Source organism: Jiangella aurantiaca (assembly GCF_004349105.1).
Lineage (GTDB): Bacteria > Actinomycetota > Actinomycetes > Jiangellales > Jiangellaceae > Jiangella > Jiangella aurantiaca.
Genome location: NZ_SMLB01000009.1, coordinates 46,432 through 67,296 on the forward strand (window position 1 = coordinate 46,432; position 20,865 = coordinate 67,296).

Here is a 20,865-nt window from a genome sequence, read left to right on the forward strand (position 1 = left end):
GCGACGGGAGAGTCTCAGCTGGGGCCGGCGTGGGCGAGCGCACGGACGCGGGCCAGGCGGTCGCGCCACCACTGTTCACGTTCGGGGTCGGTGAGGCGGAACTCCGCCAGCCGCTCCGGGTCGGGTGGCGGAGGAGCGGCGGGGACGGAGAGCGACCCGCCCACCGGCCGCAGGCTGACGCCGTCGCCGACCACATCGCCGGTGAACAGCGAGAGCGTTCCGAGCCCGCACGCGTACGGCAGCTCCGGCAGCGCCGCCGCGAGCGCCAGCTGACCGGCCAGCCCGACGCTGGTCTCCAGCGCCGACGACACGACGCACGGCAGGCCGGCCGCCTCCGCGACCCGCAGCGCCCGCCGCGCCCCGCCCAGCGGCGTCCCCTTGACGACGGCGATGTCGGCGGCGCCCGCGACGGCGACGCGGAGCGGGTCGTCGGCGCGGCGGATCGACTCGTCGGCCGCGATCGGGACGTCGACCGCTCGCCGCACCGCCGCCAGCTCGTCCAGCGTCCGGCACGGCTGCTCCGCGTACTCCAGCCCGCCCGCCGCCCGGTCCAGCAGCCGCAGCGACCGCACCGCCGTGTCGACGTCCCAGACCGCGTTGGCGTCGACCCGGACTCGTCCCGGCGGGCCGAGCGCCGCCCGGACCGCCTCGACCCGGGCCAGGTCCTCGGCCAGCGCGTCCGGATGGTCGGCGACCTTGACCTTCGCCGTCGTACAGCCCGACGCTGCGACGATCTCGTGCGCCCGCTCCGGCCCGACCGCAGGGACCGTGCAGTTGACGGGGATCCGGTCGCGCACCGGCGGCGGCGGCGGACGCGTCGCCTGCTCGACGGCGGCCAGCAGCCAGAACACGGACTCGGCGTCGTCGTAGTCGGCGAAGGGGCAGAACTCGCCCCAGCCGGCCGGCCCTTCGATCAGCATGCCCTCACGAACGGTGATGCCGCGGAACCGGGTGCGCAGCGGGATCGCGTAGACCAGCGCGCTCGAGAAGTCGACCTCAGCGGGCACCGGTCAGTCGACCGATCCAGCGGGCACGATCCACTCCGTCGGTTGGCCGGTGACTTCGGCGATGACGTCGAAATCGCCGTCGTAGTGGACGACCACGGCGTCGTGTGCCACGGCGCACGCCGCGACGACGAGGTCGGCCAGCGAGAATCCGCGATGCCGGCTGACGGCCGCCATGCGGCGCTGGGTGTCGAGCGCTTGGGCCATGACGTCCGGTGTGATCGGGAGTTCGCTGTACGCATTGATCAACGCGGCCCGGCGTGCTTCGTAGTCGGCAGGAGAGACCGAACTGCGCAGCACCTCGAGGTCGGTGACAGCGCATCGGTACAGCGGCCGTTGCACGCCCAGTGCCTCGACTCGATCGGCAACCCGAGGTGTGGCAAGCCGGTGGATGACCGATGTGTCGAACAGGTAGCCGCTCAGTGCCACGCCTTCTCCGCCTCGCGGTCGAGTTCGGCGGGCGTCAGACCGGACGCCGCGATGAGTTCGCCGAGTCGCCGGCGCGCCTGCCGCGCTGTCGTCGCACGGAGCGCTGCCTCCACCGTCTCGCGCTTCGTCTTGGTGCCGAGGATCTCAGCAGCCTGGGCCAAGAGACTGTCGTCGATGTCGATCTGCGTCTTCGTCATAGATGCCTCCTGAGCCCGGATATCAAGCCAAGGATATCTTGCCGAAGATATCAGCGACGGCGAGCGTTTGTTCGCCCGCAGGCCGGGCACCCTAGGGGCGGAGGCGCGTGCCATGGACTTGTTCTCCGCCGAGGGCTACTGGCTGAGCCGGCTGGTGTTCCAGCGGGCTCTGGCCGTCGTCTACCTCATGGCGTTCGTCGGCGCCGTCCGCCAGTTCCGGGGGCTCATCGGCGAACGCGGCCTGACACCGATCCCGCGGTACGTGGCGCGGGTGCCGTTCCGCCACGCGCCGAGCCTGTTCCAGTGGCATTACTCCGACCGCTTCTTCGCGGCCGTCGCATGGCTGGGCGTGCTGTGGTCGGCGGGCCTGGTGCTCGGCCTGGCCGACGATCTGCCGGTCTGGGCGAACCTGCTCGTCTGGGCGGTGCCGTGGGCGCTTTACCTGTCGATCGTGCAGGTCGGGCAGGTCTGGTACAGCTTCGGCTGGGAGTCGCTGCTGTGCGAGGTGGGATTCCTGGCGATCTTCCTCGGCCCGTCGACGGTGCCGCCGCCGCTGCTGGTGCTGGTCGCTCTGTGGTGGGTGCTGTTCCGGCTGGAGTTCGGTGCCGGGCTGATCAAGCTGCGCGGCGACCGGTGCTGGCGCGACCTGACCTGCCTGTACTACCACCACGAGACCCAGCCGATGCCGAACCCGCTGAGCTGGTGGTTCCACCGGCTGCCGCGGTGGGCGCATCGGGTCGAGGTCGCGGCGAACCACGTGACCCAGCTGGTCGTCCCGTTCCTGCTGTTCCTGCCGCAGCCCGTGCGCACCGTCGCCGCCGTCGTCGTCATCATGACGCAGGGATGGCTGGTGCTCAGCGGCAACTTCGCCTGGCTCAACGTGCTGACCATGGTGGTGGCGACGACGGCGGTGGGCGGCGGCCTGTGGTCCGCGCTGCTGCCGGTGGACCCGCCTGCCGAGCTGTCCGACATGCCGGCCTGGTACGCCGTCGTCACCATCGGGCTCGCCGCCGTGCTGGTGGTGCTGAGCTACTGGCCGGTGCGGAACCTGGTCTCCAGCCAGCAGGTGATGAACACCAGCTTCAACCCGATGTTGCTGGTGAACACGTACGGCGCGTTCGGCAGCATCACGCGGATCCGGCACGAGGTCGTCATCGAGGGGACTGCCGACGCGGTGCCCGGACCGGACACCGTCTGGCTGGAGTACGAGTTCCGCGGAAAGCCGGGCGACGTGCGCCGCCGCCCGCGCCAGTTCGCGCCCTACCACCTGCGGCTGGACTGGCTGATGTGGTTCGCCGCGATCTCACCGGGCTACGCGCAGCCGTGGTTACCGGCACTGCTGGCGAAGCTGCGCGACAACGACCCGCCCGTGCTGGCGCTGCTGCGGCACAACCCGTTCCCACACCTGCCGCCGGCGCACGTCCGGGCGCGGCTGTACCGGTACCGGTTCACCGACAGACGGGAGCGACGCGACACCGGCGCGTGGTGGCACCGGACGCTCGTCGGCGACTACCCGGTCTGACGATGCACGTCCTGTTGGGCTGGCACGCGACGCCAGTGCGGCGTACAACTTCCTGTACGTGAACCAGAGAGGTGCGAGATGCGAACCATGACGTACTCGGAGTCGCGGGCGAAGTACGCAGAGACGCTCAACGCGGTGACCGACGACCGCGAAGAGGTGATCATCACGCGAGCGGGTCACGATCCAGTCGTCATCGTCGCACTCGACGACTACCAGTCCCTGAAGGAGACTGCTTACCTACTCAAGAGTCCTGAGAACGCTCGGCGGCTCCTGGCTTCGATCGATCGTCTGGAGCACGGCGGCGGCACGGAGCGGAACCTGGTGGAATGAAGCTCGTCTGGGACGAGAGCGCCTGGGAAGACCACCTTTGGTGGCAGTCGCAGGACCGAAAGGTCCTCAAGCGCATCAACGCCTTGATCAAGGACGTGCAGCGCAACGGCAACGAGGGCATCGGCAAGCCCGAACCGCTGAAGCACGGGTTCCAGGGCTACTGGTCGCGCAGGGTCACTGACGAGCACCGCCTCGTCTACAAGGTGGCTGATGGGGAGATTCGGATCGCGGCGTGTCGGTATCACTACGGCGCCTGACGCGGACATACGCCGGCCCCGGGCCTGCGCCCGGGGCCTCAGCGTTCTTCTTAGTGGCGTCAGCCGGCCTTGACCATGTACTCGTCGCGTGCGGCTTCGAGCAGCCCGCGCCACGACTGGACCTCGGGACGACGGCGGAGGAGGGCGCGACGCTCCCGCTCCGTCATGCCACCCCAGATACCGAACTCGGTCCGGTTGTCCAGTGCGTCGGCCAGGCACTCGGTGCGCACCGGGCAGCCCAGGCACACGGCCTTGGCCCGGTTCTGCGCCGCACCCTGGACGAACAGCTCGTCTGGCTCAGTGCTGCGGCACGCCGCCAAGCTGGTCCAGTCATCGATCCATGTCATCCGGCTGTCACCCCCGTCAACTCGGTGAACACACCAAACCCTCTCTAGTTCACCCCGATGACGTGACGCTATGCAAACCCGGGGGTCATGACCAGACCCTGATTGACCCAAACCAATATCAGCCGCTTGGACGATGGCGGCCGAGCCGAGCATCTGATAGTTGGCGGCGCGCCGATTCTCGGTTAGAGCCAGTGTGGCATAACGACGTAAGCTTGCCGTCCATGGCGATACGTCCCTCCGCCGTCGTTGCGACGGTACGCCGAGTCCTCCTCGTCGCGGGCGTCGCCGCGCTGTGCGGCGTGCTGCTCGCCGGTCTCGCCCTGCCCGTGGTCGCGGGTCTGGGGCTCACCGCCCGCGAGAGCGCCGACACGTTCGCCGCCATGCCGGCCGACCTCGAGCCCGGCCCCATGGCCCAGACGTCCTACATGTACGACGCCGACGGCCAGCAGCTGGCCTCGTTCTTCGAGGAGAACCGCGTCCCGGTCGGCCTCGACGCGATCGCGCCGGTGATGAAGGACGCCATCCTCGCCATCGAGGACGACCGCTTCTACGAGCGCGGTCCCATCGACATCCAGGGCACGCTGCGCGCGTTCCTGCGCAACGTCGAGGCCGGCGAGACCCAGGGCGGTGGCTCCACGCTCACGCAGCAGTACGTGAAGCAGGTGCGCATCTCGCAGGCCACCACGCCAGAGGAGGTCCAGGAGGTCCAGGCCGCCAGCGGTGTCGAGGGCTATCGCCGCAAGCTCGAGGAGCTGCGCATGGCCGTCCAGGTCGAGCAGGAGCTCAGCAAGGACGAGATCCTCGAGCGCTACCTCAACATCGCCTTCTTCGGCTCCCGCTCGTACGGCATCGAGGCGGCGGCGCGGACGTACTTCTCCACCTCGGCCGCGGAGCTGACGCTGCCGCAGGCGGCGCTGCTCGCCGGCATCGTGCAGCAGCCGGTCGCCTACGACCCCACTCGCGACCCCGAGGCCGCGCTCGGCCGCCGCAACGTCGTGCTCAACCGCATGGCCGCCACCGGCCGCATCAGCGAGCAGGAGGCCGCGGAGGCCCGCCAGACCGACCTCGGCCTGAACCTCAGCTCCACGCCGAACGGCTGCGTTCCCTCGTACGCCGGCTACTTCTGCGACTACGTCGTGCACGAGCTGCTGACGCTGCCGGAGCTCGGCGAGACCCCGGAGGAGCGGCAGGCACTGCTCGAGCGCGGTGGCCTGCGCATCGAGACCACCGTCAGCCCAGCCGCGCAGCAGGCCGCCCAGGCCGCGGTGTCCGACCGCGTCGCACCCACCGACTCCGTCATCAGCTCGCTGGCCACGGTGCAGCCCAACAACGGCTACATCCGGGCGATGGCCAACTCCCGCACCTACGGCGTCGAGGGCAACGGCGTCAGCAGCATCAACTACGCCGCCGACGAGATCATGGGCGGCGGCAACGGCATCCAGTCCGGGTCGACGTTCAAGGCCTTCGTGCTGGCGGCCGCGATCGACCAGGGCATCCCGCTCAACACGTCGATCAACGCGCCGCAGCAGGTCAGCCTGCGGGTGAACTCGTTCACCACTTGCGAGGGCCGCATCCGCAGTAGCGAGACGTGGCGGCCCAAGAATTCCACCGGCAGCGGCACGTTCAACCTGCGCACCGGCACCGAGCGGTCGGTCAACACGTTCTTCGCCCAGCTGGAACAGCGCACCGGTCTGTGCGCGCCGGCCACCATCGCGCAGGGTGCCGGCGTCATGCGCGCCGACCTCGACGAGAACGGCGCGGTGCAGCCGCTGAACCAGGTGCCGTCGTTCACGCTGGGCGCCAACGAGGTATCGCCGCTGTCCATGGCCGCGGGCTACGCGATGTTCGCCAACCGCGGCGTGCACTGCCCGACCACCTCGATCGTGCGGGTCACCGACGCCGCGGGGAACGTCCTCGTCGACCACACGCAGCCCACCTGCGAGCAAGTCCTCGAGCCGGAGGTCGCCGACGCCGTCAACTCCGTCCTGCAGGGCGTGATCCACAACAACGGCGCCACCGGCAACCGCATGCGGCTCGCCGACGGCCGCATCGCGGCCGGTAAGACCGGTACGACGAACGACGCCATCGCGGTCTGGTTCGTCGGCTATACGCCGCAGCTGTCCACCGCCGTGGCCGTCGCCGACGTCGAAGCGCCGCAGGAGTCGCTCGACGGACGCACCTACAACGGCGAGCGCATCAGCGAGGCGTGCGGTGGTTGCATCCCCGGTCCCATCTGGAAGGCGATGATGGACCGCGCGCTCGACGGCGCCGAGGAGATCCCGTTCACCGCTCCCGACCCGGAGACCATCCGCGGCGTCACCGTTCCGGTCCCCGACGTCCGCGGCATGGACGCCGATGCCGCCATCCAGACACTCGAGGGCGAGGGCTTCAGCGCCTCGGTTGCCGGGGAGGTGAATTCGGACTTACAGGAGGGCCTCGTCGTCAGCACCGACCCAGGTGCAGGCGCAGAGGTCGCCTCAGGTTCGAACATCGCCATCACGGTGAGCAACGGCGAGCCGGAAGTGCCCACTGAGGACTTCACCGTCGGCCCGCCCACCGAGCCGCCGGTCTTCGGCGACGAGGACGGTGACGGTGAGGGAGGCGGCGGCGATGGCTGGCGCGACGGTCTGCCCGACGGCTGGCTGGACACGGTCCCGTAGCCGATCGTCGCGCTGACGGAGCGGAGCCGTCACCTGGCCAGCAGAACCCGGAGGATCAGCGGTCCCGTCATCGAGTGAGCCGTCAGCCGGCGTCGAAGAGGGCGCCGATCTGGCGCAGACCGTCGAGGTCGTGGATGTCGCCGGCCAGGGCGGGGATGCGGGTGACCGGGACCTCCGGGTGGGCCGCGCTGAACCGTTCGCCGATCCGCTCGTCGCGGGCGGCCAGCTTGAGCCGGTCGGCGTGCAGGCGCAGCAGGGCCGCCGTCAGCGCGTGCGATCCGGACGACTCCAGCCGCTCGGCCGCTGCGACCGCCTGCTCCGCGCCGATGCCGGCCGCCTCGGAGGCGTGCACGCGGTTGAGCACCAGGCCGGCCAGCGGCATCGCGTCGCGGCCGAGGCGGTCGACGAAGTAGGAGGCCTCGCGCAGGGTGTCGTGCTCGGGGGCCGCGACGACGATGAAGGCGGTCTCCGGGCGCTTGAGCAGGGCGTACGTCTGCTCCGCCCGTTCGCGGAAGCCGCCGAACATGGTGTCGAGGGCGTTGACGAAGGTCGACACGTCGCGCAGCAGCTCGCCGCCGAGGATCTTGGTGAGCGTCGAGGTGATGACGCTGAAGCCGGCGTGCAGCAGCTTGAGGTACGTCCGCCCGCCCGCCCGCGCCGTCCCGCCGAGCAGCCGGATGAGCCGTCCGTCGAGGAACGAGCCGAGCCGCTCCGGGGCGTCGAGGAAGTCCAGCGCCGACCGCGCCGGCGGGGTGTCGACGACGATGAGGTCCCAGTCCGACCGGGCCCGCAGCTGGCCCAGCTTCTCCATCGCCATGTACTCCTGCGTCCCCGCGAACGACGACGACAGCGCCTGGTAGAACGGGTTGGCCAGGATCTGCTTGGCGCGGTCCGGCGTGGTGTGGTCCTCGACCACCTCGTCGAACGTGCGCTTCATGTCGAGCATCATCGCGTCGAGGCTGCCGCCGGCCTCGACGTCGACGCCCTTGACGGCGCGCGGGGTGTTGTCGAGCTCGGACAGCCCCATCGACTGGGCCAGCCGGCGGGCCGGGTCGATCGTCAGCACGACCGCATTGCGGCCCCGCTCGGCCGCCCGCAGCGCGATGGCCGCCGCCGTCGTGGTCTTGCCGACGCCGCCGGAGCCGCAGGTGACGACGATGCGGATGCGGCGGTCGTCGATCAGGCGATCGACGTCGAAGTGTGCGGGCTTCGCGGCCCGTGGTCCGGGATTCACACGGCACCCTGCTCGGCCAGCGAGTCGGCCAGTTCGTAGAGGGCGGTCGGGTCGATGCCGTCGGCGATGCGCGGCAGTTCGTACACCGGCCGGCCGAGGTCGTCGACCAGCGCCCGCTGGGTCTTCTCCAGCGCCGTCCGCTCGGCGTGGTCGGCGGCCTCGCGGGTGAGCAGCTCGACGACGCCGTCGGAGGCGGGCAGCCCGGCGGCCTGCAGCCCGGCCAGCACGTCGTCGTGGTCGAGCCGGCCGCGCCGGGCGGCGGGCAGCGACCGGGTCGCGAGGTGCGGCGGCCGGACCCGGTTGACGACGACGGCGCCCACCGGGATGTGCGCGGCCTGCAGGTCGGCGACCACGTCGGCGGTCTCCTGGACCGGCATGTCCTCGAGCAGTGTCACGACATGCACGGCGGTGCGCGGGCTGTGGATGAGGTCGGTGATGGAGTTGGCCTGCCGGTTGATCGGGCCGACCCGGGCCAGCGACGACACCGACGTGGTGACGTCGAGGAAGCGGACCACGCGGCCGGTCGGCGGCGCGTCGAGCACGACGGCGTCGTAGGCGTAGTGGTCGCCGGTGCGGCGCCGGGTGGCCTCGTACGCCTTGCCGGTGAGCAGGACGTCGCGCAGGCCCGGCGCGATGGTGGTGGCGAAGTCGACGAAGCCGAGCTTGTCCAGCGCCCGCCCGGCCCGGCCGAGCCGGTAGAACATCGCGAGGTACTCGTGCATCGCCTCGCGCGCGTCGATGGCGAGCGCGAACACCTCACCGCCGCCGGGCGCCGACGCGACCCGGTGCTCCTCGTAGGCCAGCGGCGGCACGTCGAACAGCTGGGCCAGCCCCTGCCGCTCCTCGACCTCGGCGATCAGCACCCGGCGGCCGCCGGACGCCAGCGCCATGGCGAGCGCGCCCGCCACGGTCGTCTTGCCAGTGCCACCTTTCCCGGTGACGACGTGCAGCCGCACGCCCTCCCAGTCGCCCATAGGAGAGAGCCTACGGAACCGCCCGCACGTGCTGCTTGAAGGCATGGAAGGAACGGCCGTGCAGCAGCCGCTGGAGGCCGAACCCGGCCGCCAGCGTGACGTAGCCGCCGACGGCGTCGAGCACGTAGTGGTTGCCGGTGGCCGTGATGACCAGCACCGTCGCGAACGGGTACAGAACGCCCAGGACGCGCACCCATCGGCGCCGCGCGAAGATGATGATCGCGATGCCGCACCACAGCGACCAGCCGGCGTGCATCGACGGCATGGCGGCGTACTGGTTCGACAAACTCTGCAGGTCGCCGGACGTCAGCGCTCCCACGGTCTCGTGGATGGCGACGGTGTCGTAGAACCCGCCGGACGGCAGCAGCCGCGGCGGCGCCAGCGGGAACAGGTAGTAGCCGAACAGCGCCAGCCCGGTGGTGAACGCCAGCACCGTGCGGGCCGCCCGGTAGCGGCCGGGATGGCCGACGAACAGCCAGACCAGCACCGCCCCGGTCACCACGAAGTGCAGGAACACGTAGAAGTAGTTGACGGTGACGGTCAGCCACTCGACGGCGTGCACGGTGTGGTTGAGCCAGAGCTCGAAGTCGACGTTCATGCTCTGCTCGGTGGTCCAGATGCGGACGCTGTTGGCGACGGCCTGCGCTTGGTCGTCGGGCACGCTGTTGCGGATGACCGAGTACACGCCATAGACAGCGGCCAGGATGCCGAGCTCGACGATGAGGATGGGGCGACGCGGCGTGCGGAGGTGCCGCAGCGCTCGCCGCAGGAGTTCGGACGGGGTACGTGGAACGGCCGGCGCGGGGGTTTCCCGCGCCGGCTCTTCCACGACTGACGGATGTGCCACCCTGATTTCCCCCAGTAACCGATTCAGGTCGTCGTCAGGTCACGCCGGCGGAAGCCGAGCAGACCGATCCAGAGAAGGGCGACCGCTAGCACACCCATTATGACAACCGCCACCGTGCCGAGGTCACCTCCGGGCAACGTAGAAGCGGCGTCGAACGGGGAGATCTTCGTCACCCAGTCGGGGAACTGGAAGAATCCGCCCAGCACGCCGACGACGACGCCGTAGGTGAGGACCACCCAGGTGAGGTGCACCAACTGCGGCGCCAGGCCGATCAGCGCGGCGGCGACGGCGACCACCAGCCACACGCCGACGGTGTGCGCCAGCGCGGCCACGAACAGCCGGCCGAACACGCTCCCGTCGTCCAGCGCGATGGCGGCGGTGATACCCAGGCCGAGACCACCGACCAGCATGAGCAGCAGGCTGCCGCCCAGCGCGACGACCAGATGGCTGGCGGCGAACCGCGTCCGCGAGACCGCCGTGGCCAGCACCGGCTCGGCCCGGCCCATCGTCTCCTCGCTGCGCAGCCGCAGGACGGCCGTCAGCCCGTACGCCGCCGCGAGCAGCGCCATCATCATGACGACCATGGCCATGAACCCGTCGATGAGGCTGTCGGAGTCGCCCAGGAAGTCCTGGAGGGTCGAGTTCTCCGACACGAACTCCTCGATCGACGAGGCCAGGCTTCCGTAGGCGAGCCCGAAGACGAGCAGGCCGACCGTCCAGCCGATCAGGTTGCCCCGCTGCAGGCGGACGGCCAGTCCCAGCGGCGTCGACAGCCGGGCGCCGGCCCGCGGGCTGCCGGGACGTGGCTGGATCACGCCGGCGCCGACGTCGCGGCGGCTGGTGATGGCGAACGCCAGCGCGACCAGCAGCACCGTCAGGCCCAGCGACAGCAGCAGCGGCCACCAGCGGTCGTCGACGTAGACCCGGGTGCGCTGCGCCCAGCCGATCGGCGACAGCCACGACAGCGCCTCCGTGCCGACGTCGCCGATGGCCCGCAGCGCGAACGCGACGCCCACTGCGGCGGCGCCGAGACCGGTCGCGGCCCGGGCGTGCTCGGTGACCTGCGCGGTCAGCGCGCCGACACCGGTGAAGACGACGCCGACGGACGTGGCCGCGGCACCGAACAGCAGCGAACTGGACATGGACAGCTCGTCGAGCGCGGCCGGCATCAGCGCGCCGAGCAGTAGGCCGATGAGCACGTTCGCCCCGGCCACGACGGTGAACGCGGCGGTGGTGCCGGCGTGCCGGCCGAGGACGGCGGCCCGCAGCAGCTCGGTGCGTCCGGTCTCCTCCTCGGCCCGCGTGTGCCGGACCATCAGCAGGACACTCATCAGCGCCATGGTGATGGCGACCCAGACCAGCAGCTCGTTCGCGGTCATCGCGCCGAACGTGTAGTTGTCCGTGCCGTACGCCGGGCCGGTCAGTGCGATGGTGGCGGGGTTGTCGAGTAGGTCGGCGCGGGCCTGGCGGTCGGCTGCCGTGGGGTAGGTCTCGGGGAATGTCGGCAGACTCCCGACGACGCCGAGGACGATCGCGCCGATCCAGATGGGCAGCCGGACGCGGTCGCGGCGCAAGATGAACCGGATCACCGTCCCGGTGCCGGTGAGCGTGGTACCGCCCTGGCGCCGCTGGGCGGCGCGCTGGCGGGGCCGGGGTTCGGCTGTCGTGACACTCACGACACGGCACCCGCCTCGGTCGTGACGCCCTCGGCGGCGAGCTCGTCGCCGTAGTGGCGCAGGAACAGCTCCTCGAGCGTCGGGGGCTGGCTGGTGAGGCTCTGGAGGCCGAAGCCGGTGACGTGCTTGACGGCGCCGTCGAGCTGAGCGGTGTCGACGTCGAACGTGACCCGGTGGTCCTCGACGACGAGGTCGTGGATGCCCGGCAACTGGTCCAGCCCGGTGACCGCACGGGCGGTCTCGGCGTGGATGGACGTGCGGGTGAGGTGGCGCAGCTCGGCCAGAGTGCCGCTCTCGACGATGGTGCCGGCCCGGATGATGCTGACGCGGTCGCACAGCTTCTCGACCTCGGCCAGGATGTGGCTGGACAGCAGCACGGTCTTGCCGTCGTCCTTCCACTCGTCGATGCACTCGGTGAACACCGCCTCCATCAGCGGGTCGAGGCCCGAGGTGGGCTCGTCGAGGATGAGCAGCTCGACGTCGGAGGCGAGCGCGGCCACCAGCGCCACCTTCTGCCGGTTGCCTTTGGAGTAGGTGCGGCCCTTCTTGGTCGGGTCGAGGTCGAACCGCTCGAGAAGATCCTGACGGCGCTTCTCGTCCAGGCCACCGCGCAGCCGGCCGAGCAGGTCGATGGCCTCGCCGCCGGTGAGGTTGGGCCAGAGGTTGACGTCGCCCGGCACGTAGGCCAGCCGCCGGTGCAGCGCCACGGCATCGTCCCAGGGGTCGCCGCCGAGCAGCCGGACGGTGCCGGAGTCGGCCCGCAGCAGCCCGAGCAGGACGCGGATCGTCGTCGACTTGCCGGCCCCGTTGGGGCCGAGGAACCCGTGGACCTCGCCGGTCGAGACCCGCAGGTCGAGCCCGTCGAGGGCGCGGACCGTCCCGAAGGTCTTCACGACGCCGGCGACGTCGATCGCAGTTGTCATGATGGCGACCCTACACACTCTTCACAGTTTTGTGAATTTATTTAAGTCCGTTATGGTCGGAACACATCGAGGGGGTGGGAATGTGTCCAGCCAGGGCGCCGAGCTGGCGCGCGCCCGGTTCGTCGAGCAGTTCGCAATGGTGCTCAGCGACGCCGGCATGCAGCGGATGCCGGCCCGGGTGTTCGCGTTCGTGCTGGCCTCTGACGCCGAGACGCACACGGCTGCCGAACTGGCCGACGGCCTGCGGGTCAGCGCGGCGGCCATCTCTGGGGCGGTGCGGCCCCTCATCGACATGGGGATCCTCCTGAAGGACCGCGTGCCGGGCGACCGCGTCGATCACTACCGCGTGTACGGCGACGACGTCTGGTCGACCGTCATCGGGCGGCAGGAGCCGCTGTACCGCCATATCGACGTGCTCTTCACCGAGGGCCTGAAGACCCTGCCACCGGGCCCCGGGCAGCGGCGGATCCACGAGACGCGCGAGTTCTATCGCTTCATCTCTACGGAGATCGACACGCTGGCGAGGCGGTGGCGAGAGCGCCGGGCCGGTGTTACGGCGTCACGGGAACCCGCTCGGGCCGCATCGGGCGAGTGACCGGCGCCCGGCTGCCGCGGGCCAGCAGCACCACGCCGGCCGCGGCCGTCAGCGCCGCGGCCACGGACAGCGTCACCTCGACCGGCCCGCCGGTGAACCGCTCGCCCAGCAGGCCGATGCCGATAGCCGACGCGGTGACCGGATTGACGATGGTGGCGGTGGCCAGCGGGGCGCCCAGGCCGACGCGGTACGCCCGCCGCGCCAGCAGCAGGCCGGTGGCCGCGAGCACCAGGACGACGGCGCTGGCCGGCTGGAGCGCCGCGGACACGCCCGAGTCGGCGACGCGGATGGTCACCGTCTGCGTCAGCGCCGACGACACCCCGAAGGTCGTGCCGGCGGCGAGCGCGAACAGCAGACTCCGGCGGACCGGCCGCAGCGTGAGCCGTGACGCTGAGGCAACCGCGACAGCGATGAGCGCAACGACCGCGAGCGTCAGGAGGAGGATCTGCGTGGAGCTCAGCTCGCTGCGCGGCCGGGTCGGCGCGGCCAGCAACAACAGCCCGGCAAGGCCGGCCATGCTCAGCGCCATGCCGCGCCACTCGCGCGGGGTGACCCGGCGCCGCGTCAGCGCCCACGAGAGCACCAGCGCGAACGCGAGGCTGAGCACGCCCAGCGGCTGGACCAGCGTCAGCGGGCCGAAGTGCAGCGCGCAGACGTGCAATCCGGACGCGGCGACGGTGAGCGCCGTGGGGTACCACCAGCGGCGCTGGGCGACCATGCCCAGGGCGGCCAGGGCGTGCAGGCTCGCGGCTCCGACGGCGAACGCCACCGCCAGGCCCGTGCTGCTCACCGCCATCCCCCAATCCGGCGCCGGGTGGGGCGGCGTGACCCGCAGCGCCCACGGCTCTACCGAGAATGTAGTGGCTCGCCGGAGCGTGCGGCCGCAGCACCCCCGCCTGTCGGCCAACCTAGCGTGCATTCACGAAGTTGTGAAATGGGTAAACGTATGATGATGCTCACAGCGAAGGAGGACACCCGATGACCGGTCCGGCAACGGACGACGAGCGGGACGCGTTGCTGCGGTTCGTCGAGCAGTTCGCGCTGGTGCTCACCGAGTCCGGACTGCCCCGGATGCCCGCCCGGGTGTTCGCCTACGTGCTGGCCGAGGACGCCGAGCGCTACACCGCGGCCGAGCTGGCCGAGGGCCTGCGGGTGAGTCCCGCCGCCATCTCCGGCGCCGTGCGCACCCTGGTGCAGGCCGGCCTGCTGGCGCGCGAGCGCGAGCCCGGCTCCCGCGCGGACCACTACCGCATCTACGACGACGACGTCTGGTCGCACATCATCATGCAGCGTGAGCCGCTGCTGCGCCGCTACACCACCGTCCTGTCCGAGGGCCTCGACACCCTCGGCGAGGGCCGCGGCGCCCGGCGGATCGCCGAGACGATCGACTACATGCAGTTCATGCGCGCGGAGCTGCCGCTGATGATCGAGCGCTGGCGCGAGCATCGAGCCAAGCACGCGTTTCATCAGGACTGACGTCAGACCTCGCAGTCGGCGACCAACGCCTCCCCGGCCCGTCAGAGGTCGAGGAGTAGCCCCAGCGGCGACTCGACGCAGTCGGCGACGTAGCGGAGGAAGCCGCCCGCGACGCCGCCGTCGCAGACGCGGTGGTCGAAGGTCAGGGACAGCTGGGTCACCTTCCGGACGGCCAACTGCCCGTCGACGACCCACGGCTTGTCGACGATGCGGCCGACGCCGAGGAGCGCGGCCTCCGGGTGGTTGATGATCGGAGTCGAGCCGTCGACGCCGAAGACGCCGTAGTTGTTCAGGGTGAACGTGCCGCCGGTGACCTCGGCCGGGGTCAGCGTGCCGGCCCGCGCGGCGTCGGTGAGTCGGGCGAGCTCCGCGGCGAGCTCCGCCGTGCTGAGGTCCTGGGCGTCGCGGACGACGGGGACGACAAGGCCACGGTCGGTCTGCGCGGCGAAGCCGAGGCCGACCGAGCCGTGGCGGACGAGTACGAGGTCGTCGCCGTCGGCGTCCACGGACGCGTTGAGCGCGGGGAACCGCACGAGCGCGGCGACCGTGATGCGGCCGAGCAGCGCGAGCAGCCCGACCGGGCGGTCCGGCGCGGCAGTCCGCAGCGCGTCGCGCGCCTCGACCAGCGCCGTGGCGTCGACGTCGACCCAGGTGGTGGCGTCGGGGATCTCGCGCCGGCTGCGTGCCAGCTTGTCCGCGATCGCGCGGCGCACTCCGCTCAGGGGTTCTCTGCCGATTGACGGGGTTGGGTGCGGCCTCCGGTGGGGTACTCCGGAAGACGCCGGGGCGACGTCGTGTGCAGCCGCGCCGTTCGCCACCCCTGCCGCGTGCGCCGCCACGCCGGCCGACTCGACGTCGCGGCGGAGGATCACGCCGCCGGGGCCGGAGCCGCTGAGCACCCGCACGTCGACGCCGCGGTCGCGGGCCAGCCGGCGCACGACCGGCGACAGCACCCGCGGCGCGCCAGCGTGCGCCGTCCGCGACCGGGACCGCCGCCGCAGCGACGCGTTCCCCGTCCCGTAGCCGACGAGCACCGCGCCCGACTCCGCCCCACCGGCGGCAGCACCGGCCGCAATGTCCGGCCCGCCGCCGGCCACGGCCGGCTCCGGCGCGGCCACCGTGATGAGCGGCGCGCCGACCGTGATCGTCGTACCCGGGGCGCCATGCAGCTTCGTCACCCGGCCCGCGTGCGGGCAGGGGACCTCGACCGTCGCCTTGGCGGTCTCGACGTCCACCACGACGTCGTCGACACCCACGAGATCGCCCTCGGCGACCCGCCACGCGACGATCTCCGCCTCCGTCAGGCCCTCGCCGAGGTCGGGCAGCCGGAACGTCCGTTCCTCGCCAGGCATCGGGTAGTCGGTCATCGCGACCCAGCCAGGAACCGCGGGTCGGGCACGTCGTCCCACTGCAGCCGCTCGACAGTGTCGAGGACGCGGTCGACGCCGGGCAGGTGGTACTTCTCCAGCACCGGTGGCGGATACGGCACGTCCCAGCCGGTGACCCGGAGCACCGGCGCCCACAGCGAGTGGAAGCAGCGTTCCTGCACGCGCGCGGCGATCTCCGCGGACACGCTGGCGAACCCGGCCGCCTCGGCGACCACGACGCAGCGGCCGGTCTTGCGTACCGACGCCGCCACCGTCTCGTCGTCGAAGGGGACCAGCGTGCGCAGGTCCACGACCTCGAGCGAGCGCCCGTCCGACTCCGCCGAGGCGGCGGCCTCCAGCGCGACCGGCACCGCCGTCCCGTACGCGACCAGCGTCGCGTCCGACCCGGCGCGCCGCACCACCGCCGTCCCGAACCGCTCCGTCGTCACCGGCAGCGTCGTCTCGTCCTTGGCCCAGTAGAGCTTCTTGGCCTCCATGAACACGACCGGGTCGGGGTCGGCGATCGCCTCGCGCAGCAGCGAGTAGGCGTCGGCGACCGTCGCCGGAGTGACGACCTTGAGGCCGGGCGTGTGCGCGTAGTACGCCTCGGAGGAGTCCGAGTGGTGCTCCACGCCGCCGATGCCGCCCGCGTACGGCACCCGGATCACCATCGGCAGGCCGACGGCGCCGCGGGTGCGGTTGCGCATCTTCGCGACGTGCGAGGCGATCTGCTCGAACGCCGGGTAGGCGAACGCGTCGAACTGCATCTCGACGACGGGGCGGAAGCCGTTCATCGCCATGCCGACCGCCATGCCGACGATGCCGCTCTCGGCCAGTGGGGTGTCGAAGCAGCGGTCCTCGCCGAACTCGGCGGCCAGCCCGTCGGTGACCCGGAAGACGCCGCCCAGAGCGCCGACGTCCTCGCCGAACATCAGGACGGTGTCGTCCTCACGCATCGCGTCGCGCAGCGCGGCGTTGAGCGCCTTGCCCAGGGTCACCGTCATCGGGCGAGCTCCTCGGCCAGCCAGCCGGCCTGCTCGCGCAACTGCGGCGTGGGCTCGGCGTAGACGTGTGCGAACAGGTCGGCGGGGTCGCCGGTCGCCTCCTCCGACAGCCGCTCCCGCACCCGGGAGGCGAACGCCTCGCCCGCCTCCCGCGCCGCCGCGACGTCGTCGTCGGTGAGCTCGTCGCGGGAGCGCAGGTGTGCCTCCAACCGGGCGATCGGGTCGCGCCGCTTCCACGCCTCGACCTCGTCGTGATCGCGGTAGCGGGAATCGTCGTCGGCGTTGGTGTGTGGCTCGACGCGGTACGTGTGCGCCTCGACGAGCACCGGCCCGCCGCCGGCGCGCGCGGACTCGACGGCCTCGGTGAGGACCGCCAGCATGGCGAGCGGATCGTTGCCGTCGACGCGCTCGCTCCGGACTCCGTAGCCGACACCCTTGTGCGCCAGCGACGGCGCCGCCGTCTGCCGCGACAGCGGGACCGAGATCGCGTACCCGTTGTTCTGCACCAGGAACACCACCGGCGCGTGGAACACCGCGGCGAAGTTCAGCGCCTCGTGGAAGTCGCCCTCGCTGGTGCCGCCGTCGCCGACGATCACCAGCGCGACGGTGTCCTCGCCCCGCCGGCGCGCGGCGTAGGCGACGCCGACGGCGTGCGGCGCGTGCGTCGCCAGCGGCGTGCACTGCGGCGCCGTGCGCGTGGCCATGGGGTCGTAGCCGCAGTGCCAGCTGCCGCGCAGCAGCGTCAGCGCCTCGACCGGATCGATGCCGCGGCCGATCAGCGCCATCGTGTCGCGGTAGGTCGGGAACAGCCAGTCGGTCTCGCGCAGCGCCAGGACGGCGCCGATCTCGCCCGCCTCCTGGCCACGACTGGACGGGTAGACGGCCAGCCGGCCCTGCTTGGTCAGTGCCGTCGCCTGGGCGTCGAACCGGCGGCCGAGCACCATGGCGTCGTACGCGCGGCGCAGCAGCTCGGTGGACGGGCGCTCGTAGCGGCCGTGGGCGTCGCCCGGCGCCGGGCCGCCGTCGTCGTCGAGGAACCGGATCGGCTCGGCGGACGGCAGCAAGTGGGCGTCGGCGGGCGCCGCCGCGGCGCTCGTGGCGGCGGGCATCCGGTGCTCGGCCTGCGTGGTCATGGCTCAGTCACCTCTGTCGGCAGGCGGACGCTCTATTCCGAATACTGCGCCTCGTGAGATGGTCATCTCTACAACCGGCCGAAATCGGTGACAACTGGCAGAGCGGAGCGGCCATGAGCGACCAGATGTCTCAAGGTGACCGGGGTCACACCTGGAATACCGGCCGATCGTCTGCCCGTGAACTCGACGACGTCGACCGCCGCATCCTCGCCGAGCTGGTCGAGCAGGGCCGGCTGTCCATCCGCCAGCTGGCCGAACGGGTGCACGTGTCGCGGGCCAACGCCTACGCGCGGGTCGACCGGCTGCTCGCCGACGGCGTCATCACCGGGTTCTCCGCGCAGGTCAACCCCGAGCGGGCCGGACTGGCCACCAGCGCCTACGTCATGCTGTCGATCCAGCAGAACGCCTGGCGCGAGGTGTCCGCCGCGCTCGGGTCGCTGCCCTACGTCGAGCACTTCGCTCTGGTCGGCGGCGACTTCGACGTGCTCGCGCTGGTCCGCGCGCCCAACAACAGCGAGCTGCGCCACGTCGTCCTCGAACACATCCAGGACGTCCCCGGCGTGCAGAGCACCCGCACCTGGCTGGTGTTCGACGAGCACCTCGGCCAGGGGTCGCGCTGGGCCTGACGATCGCCGGCTGCCGTCGGGCGTTGATCATGGAGAAGGTCGCCTTTCCCGCGTCTCCAGAGGCGACCTTCTCCATGATCAATCAAGACCGCGCCTCACACCGTCGGGGTGGTGCGGCCCGGTGCGCGCTAGCCGTGCCGCCCGGACCGTCACCAGGCACCAGTAGGCTCGCGCCCATGGCCAAGTGGGAGTACGCGACGGCACCCGTGCTGGTGCACGCGACCAAGCAGATCCTGGACAACTGGGGCGAGGACGGCTGGGAGCTCGTCCAGATCGTGCCCGGCATGAACCCCGAGAACGTGGTGGCTTACTTCAAGCGGGAGAAGGCCGAATGACTGGAACCCCCGAGGAGCGGCTGGCCGAGCTCGGGCTGAGCCTGCCCGACGTCGTCAAGCCGGTCGCGGCGTACGTGCCGGCCGTGCGCAGCGGCTCGTTCGTGTTCACCTCCGGGCAGGTGCCGGTGCGCGACGGCGAGCTGCTGTACAAGGGCAAGGTCGGCGCCGAGGTCACCCCGGAGCAGGCATACGAGTGCGCCCAGCAGTGCGCCCTCAACGCGCTGGCCGCCATCCGCGCCGAGGTCGGCGACCTCTCCGCCGTCACCCGCGTGGTGAAGGTGCTCGGCTTCGTCGCGTCGACGCCCGACTTCACCGGCCAGCCGCAGGTGGTCAACGGCGCCAGCGAGCTGCTCGGCAAGGTCTTCGGCGATCTCGGCCAGCACGCCCGCAGCGCCGTAGGCCTGACGGTGCTGCCGCTGGACGCGCCGGTCGAGGTCGAGATGACCGTCGAGGTCGGCTGAGACCAGGACCGTGACCGACCGGCCGGCCGAGCTACGGCGCGCGCTGCCCGCTCGCATCGCGGAGCGGGCCAGGGCGTTCGCCGCCGGCGGCCTGCCGATCGTCCCGTCCCGGCCCGCGGCGACGGTCGTCCTGCTGCGCGACGCCGGCTTCGGCGTCGAGGTGTACGTGCACGTCCGGCACACGGCGATGGCGTTCGGCGGCATGCTGGCGTTCCCCGGCGGACGGGTCGACCCGGCCGACGGCGCCGACCCCGCCGAGGCGTTCGTCCGGGCGGCGATCCGCGAGACGCAGGAAGAGACCGGCGTCGTGCTGACGCCCGGCGACCTGGTGCCGTGGGCGCACTGGATCACGCCGCGGTTCGAGGAACGCCGTTACGACACCTGGTTCTACCTGGCGGCGCTGCCGGACGGCCAGGAGACCGCCGACGTCTCCGGCGAGGCGTCGGAGGTGGGGTGGGTGCGGCCGGCGGACGCACTGGCCCGGGCCGACGCCGGCGAGTGGGTCCTGATGCCGCCGACGGCGGTGGTGCTGGCCTCGCTCACCGGTTTCGCGACGGTGGCCGAGGCGCTGGCCGCGGGCACCGGCCGCCGCGTCGAGACCGTCGTTCCCGGCTGGCTCGACGACGGCACGCAGGTGTGGGGGCTGCTGCCCGAGGACCCGGACTATCCCGGCGACGACCCAGGAGACGAGCGGTGAGCGAGGTGACCCAGGCGACGCTGCCGCCGTGGTGCCGGCTGGTGCGGGCGGACAACCCCGGCCCGATGACCCTCGACGGCACCAACACCTACGTGCTGCGCGCCGGCGATGGCAACGTCGTCATCGACCCCGGTCCGTGGCTCGAGCCGCACCTGAACGCCGTCCTGGAGCTGGGGCCGGTCGCCGTCGCGCTGATCACCCACCACCACGCCGACCACTGCGGCGGCGTCGAGCTGTTCCGCGAGCTGACCGGCGGCGCGCCGGTGCTGGCCCGCGACCCGGCCGCCAGCGGCGCCGACGCGGAGCTGCCGGCGCACGGGCAGCGGCTGGACGACCTCGGCATCACCGTCCTGGACACGCCCGGCCACACCGCGGACTCGGTGTCGTTCGTCGCCGACGACGGCGACTCCGTGCTGCTGTTCAGTGGCGACACCGTCCTGGGCCGCGGCACCACGATCGTGTCGCACCCCGACGGCGACCTCGGCGCCTACCTGGCGTCGCTGGAGCTGCTGCGCACGGCTGTGCCCGAGGACGCGGTGCTCGCGCCGGGGCACGGCCCGCTGCGGCCGCGCGCCGTCACCGTCGTCGACGAGTACGTCGCGCACCGGCAGCAGCGGATCGAGCAGGTGCGGGCCGCCCTCGCCGGCGGCGCCCGAACCGCCCGCGACGTGGTCGAGGTCGTCTACGCCGACGTCGACCGCGCGCTCTGGCCCGCCGCCGAGCGCACCGTCGAGGCCACGCTGGCCTACCTGCGCGCGGCCGGCTGAACCC

The 20,865-nt window shown here is 71.7% G+C and carries 24 protein-coding genes; 11 read left to right on the forward strand and 13 right to left on the reverse strand.

What is annotated here, in order from left to right; translation table 11 throughout:
* Positions 1-14 precede the first annotated feature (14 nt).
* The 3 genes from E1262_RS09255 to E1262_RS09265 are packed head-to-tail and all read right to left on the reverse strand — an operon-like array spanning position 15 to position 1,630.
* Complete coding sequence (locus E1262_RS09255; protein ID WP_132102849.1) at positions 15-1,007, reverse strand: o-succinylbenzoate synthase; 993 nt, start codon at positions 1,005-1,007, stop codon at positions 15-17.
* A 3-nt stretch (positions 1,008-1,010) separates the two neighbouring features.
* Positions 1,011-1,433: a PIN domain-containing protein gene (locus E1262_RS09260; protein ID WP_132102850.1), complete on the reverse strand. Its 423-nt coding sequence runs from the start codon at positions 1,431-1,433 to the stop codon at positions 1,011-1,013.
* Positions 1,424-1,630, reverse strand: coding sequence for a type II toxin-antitoxin system VapB family antitoxin (locus E1262_RS09265; protein ID WP_132102851.1), 207 nt, complete (start codon positions 1,628-1,630; stop codon positions 1,424-1,426). The genes E1262_RS09260 and E1262_RS09265 overlap by 10 nt, the downstream gene beginning before the upstream one ends.
* Before the next feature lie 112 nt (positions 1,631-1,742).
* Here E1262_RS09265 and E1262_RS09270 point away from each other — a divergent pair, with 112 nt between their 5' ends.
* From E1262_RS09270 to E1262_RS09280, 3 genes are all read left to right on the forward strand, one after another.
* Positions 1,743-3,152 (forward strand): lipase maturation factor family protein, encoded by a 1,410-nt coding sequence (locus tag E1262_RS09270; protein ID WP_132102852.1) that lies wholly within the window; start codon positions 1,743-1,745, stop codon positions 3,150-3,152.
* Between the two features lie 78 nt (positions 3,153-3,230).
* Positions 3,231-3,482, forward strand: coding sequence for a type II toxin-antitoxin system Phd/YefM family antitoxin (locus E1262_RS09275; RefSeq protein WP_132102853.1), 252 nt, complete (start codon positions 3,231-3,233; stop codon positions 3,480-3,482).
* Positions 3,479-3,739, forward strand: coding sequence for a Txe/YoeB family addiction module toxin (locus E1262_RS09280; protein WP_132102854.1), 261 nt, complete (start codon positions 3,479-3,481; stop codon positions 3,737-3,739). Before E1262_RS09275 ends, E1262_RS09280 begins: the two co-directional genes overlap by 4 nt.
* Positions 3,740-3,798: 59 nt before the next feature.
* On the opposite strand, the gene E1262_RS09285 is transcribed toward E1262_RS09280, so the two are convergent.
* A complete protein-coding gene (locus E1262_RS09285) occupies positions 3,799-4,086 on the reverse strand; it encodes a WhiB family transcriptional regulator (protein ID WP_132102855.1) in 288 nt (95 codons plus the stop codon).
* A 221-nt stretch (positions 4,087-4,307) separates the two neighbouring features.
* On the opposite strand from E1262_RS09285, the gene E1262_RS09290 reads away from it, so the two are divergent.
* Positions 4,308-6,746: a transglycosylase domain-containing protein gene (locus E1262_RS09290; RefSeq protein WP_162605836.1), complete on the forward strand. Its 2,439-nt coding sequence runs from the start codon at positions 4,308-4,310 to the stop codon at positions 6,744-6,746.
* An 82-nt stretch (positions 6,747-6,828) separates the two neighbouring features.
* On the opposite strand, the gene bagB is transcribed toward E1262_RS09290, so the two are convergent.
* From bagB to E1262_RS09315, 5 genes are read right to left on the reverse strand one after another with little or no spacing between them, the layout of a single operon-like run.
* The gene (gene bagB, locus E1262_RS09295) at positions 6,829-7,980 is read right to left on the reverse strand and encodes an ArsA family ATPase (RefSeq protein ID WP_132102857.1); all 1,152 of its coding nucleotides are present in this window, start codon (positions 7,978-7,980) and stop codon (positions 6,829-6,831) included.
* Positions 7,977-8,954: an ATPase BagA gene (bagA, locus tag E1262_RS09300; RefSeq protein ID WP_203453706.1), complete on the reverse strand. Its 978-nt coding sequence runs from the start codon at positions 8,952-8,954 to the stop codon at positions 7,977-7,979. The genes bagB and bagA overlap by 4 nt, the downstream gene beginning before the upstream one ends.
* Before the next feature lie 10 nt (positions 8,955-8,964).
* Positions 8,965-9,783 carry a phosphatase PAP2 family protein gene (locus E1262_RS09305; RefSeq protein ID WP_203453707.1) on the reverse strand — a complete coding sequence of 273 codons (819 nt, stop codon included), beginning with the start codon at positions 9,781-9,783 and terminating at the stop codon, positions 8,965-8,967.
* A 41-nt stretch (positions 9,784-9,824) separates the two neighbouring features.
* On the reverse strand, positions 9,825-11,477 hold the full coding sequence (locus E1262_RS09310; RefSeq protein WP_132102859.1) for an ABC transporter permease: 1,653 nt from the start codon (positions 11,475-11,477) through the stop codon (positions 9,825-9,827).
* Positions 11,474-12,400: an ABC transporter ATP-binding protein gene (locus tag E1262_RS09315; RefSeq protein ID WP_132102860.1), complete on the reverse strand. Its 927-nt coding sequence runs from the start codon at positions 12,398-12,400 to the stop codon at positions 11,474-11,476. Before E1262_RS09315 ends, E1262_RS09310 begins: the two co-directional genes overlap by 4 nt.
* A gap of 82 nt (positions 12,401-12,482) precedes the next feature.
* On the opposite strand from E1262_RS09315, the gene E1262_RS09320 reads away from it, so the two are divergent.
* Positions 12,483-12,995 carry a GbsR/MarR family transcriptional regulator gene (locus tag E1262_RS09320; RefSeq protein ID WP_132102861.1) on the forward strand — a complete coding sequence of 171 codons (513 nt, stop codon included), beginning with the start codon at positions 12,483-12,485 and terminating at the stop codon, positions 12,993-12,995.
* On the opposite strand, the gene E1262_RS09325 is transcribed toward E1262_RS09320, so the two are convergent.
* The gene (locus E1262_RS09325) at positions 12,952-13,785 is read right to left on the reverse strand and encodes a DMT family transporter (RefSeq protein ID WP_132102862.1); all 834 of its coding nucleotides are present in this window, start codon (positions 13,783-13,785) and stop codon (positions 12,952-12,954) included. The two genes, E1262_RS09320 and E1262_RS09325, sit on opposite strands and share 44 nt — an antisense overlap.
* A 188-nt stretch (positions 13,786-13,973) precedes the next feature.
* Here E1262_RS09325 and E1262_RS09330 point away from each other — a divergent pair, with 188 nt between their 5' ends.
* The gene (locus E1262_RS09330) at positions 13,974-14,471 is read left to right on the forward strand and encodes a GbsR/MarR family transcriptional regulator (protein ID WP_132102863.1); all 498 of its coding nucleotides are present in this window, start codon (positions 13,974-13,976) and stop codon (positions 14,469-14,471) included.
* Between the two features lie 41 nt (positions 14,472-14,512).
* Here the strand turns inward: E1262_RS09330 and E1262_RS09335 are convergent, their stop codons facing one another.
* From E1262_RS09335 to E1262_RS09345, 3 genes are read right to left on the reverse strand one after another with little or no spacing between them, the layout of a single operon-like run.
* Positions 14,513-15,838: a dihydrolipoamide acetyltransferase family protein gene (locus tag E1262_RS09335; protein WP_238992881.1), complete on the reverse strand. Its 1,326-nt coding sequence runs from the start codon at positions 15,836-15,838 to the stop codon at positions 14,513-14,515.
* Complete coding sequence (locus E1262_RS09340; protein ID WP_132102864.1) at positions 15,835-16,842, reverse strand: alpha-ketoacid dehydrogenase subunit beta; 1,008 nt, start codon at positions 16,840-16,842, stop codon at positions 15,835-15,837. Before E1262_RS09340 ends, E1262_RS09335 begins: the two co-directional genes overlap by 4 nt.
* Entirely contained in the window at positions 16,839-17,975 is a 1,137-nt protein-coding gene (locus E1262_RS09345; protein ID WP_203453708.1) for a thiamine pyrophosphate-dependent dehydrogenase E1 component subunit alpha, read from the reverse strand. The genes E1262_RS09340 and E1262_RS09345 overlap by 4 nt, the downstream gene beginning before the upstream one ends.
* Positions 17,976-18,088: 113 nt before the next feature.
* On the opposite strand from E1262_RS09345, the gene E1262_RS09350 reads away from it, so the two are divergent.
* The 5 genes from E1262_RS09350 (at position 18,089) to E1262_RS09370 (ending at position 20,861) form a co-directional block, all read left to right on the forward strand.
* A complete protein-coding gene (locus E1262_RS09350) occupies positions 18,089-18,601 on the forward strand; it encodes an Lrp/AsnC family transcriptional regulator (RefSeq protein WP_203453709.1) in 513 nt (170 codons plus the stop codon).
* 176 nt (positions 18,602-18,777) lie between these two features.
* Positions 18,778-18,936 carry a Sp36 family protein gene (locus tag E1262_RS09355; protein ID WP_074946573.1) on the forward strand — a complete coding sequence of 53 codons (159 nt, stop codon included), beginning with the start codon at positions 18,778-18,780 and terminating at the stop codon, positions 18,934-18,936.
* Positions 18,933-19,397: a RidA family protein gene (locus tag E1262_RS09360; RefSeq protein WP_132102865.1), complete on the forward strand. Its 465-nt coding sequence runs from the start codon at positions 18,933-18,935 to the stop codon at positions 19,395-19,397. The genes E1262_RS09355 and E1262_RS09360 overlap by 4 nt, the downstream gene beginning before the upstream one ends.
* 10 nt (positions 19,398-19,407) lie before the next feature.
* Positions 19,408-20,094, forward strand: coding sequence for an NUDIX hydrolase (locus E1262_RS09365; protein WP_203453710.1), 687 nt, complete (start codon positions 19,408-19,410; stop codon positions 20,092-20,094).
* Positions 20,091-20,861, forward strand: a complete 771-nt coding sequence (locus tag E1262_RS09370) for an MBL fold metallo-hydrolase (protein ID WP_203453711.1) — start codon at positions 20,091-20,093, stop codon at positions 20,859-20,861. The genes E1262_RS09365 and E1262_RS09370 overlap by 4 nt, the downstream gene beginning before the upstream one ends.
* Positions 20,862-20,865 lie beyond the last annotated feature (4 nt).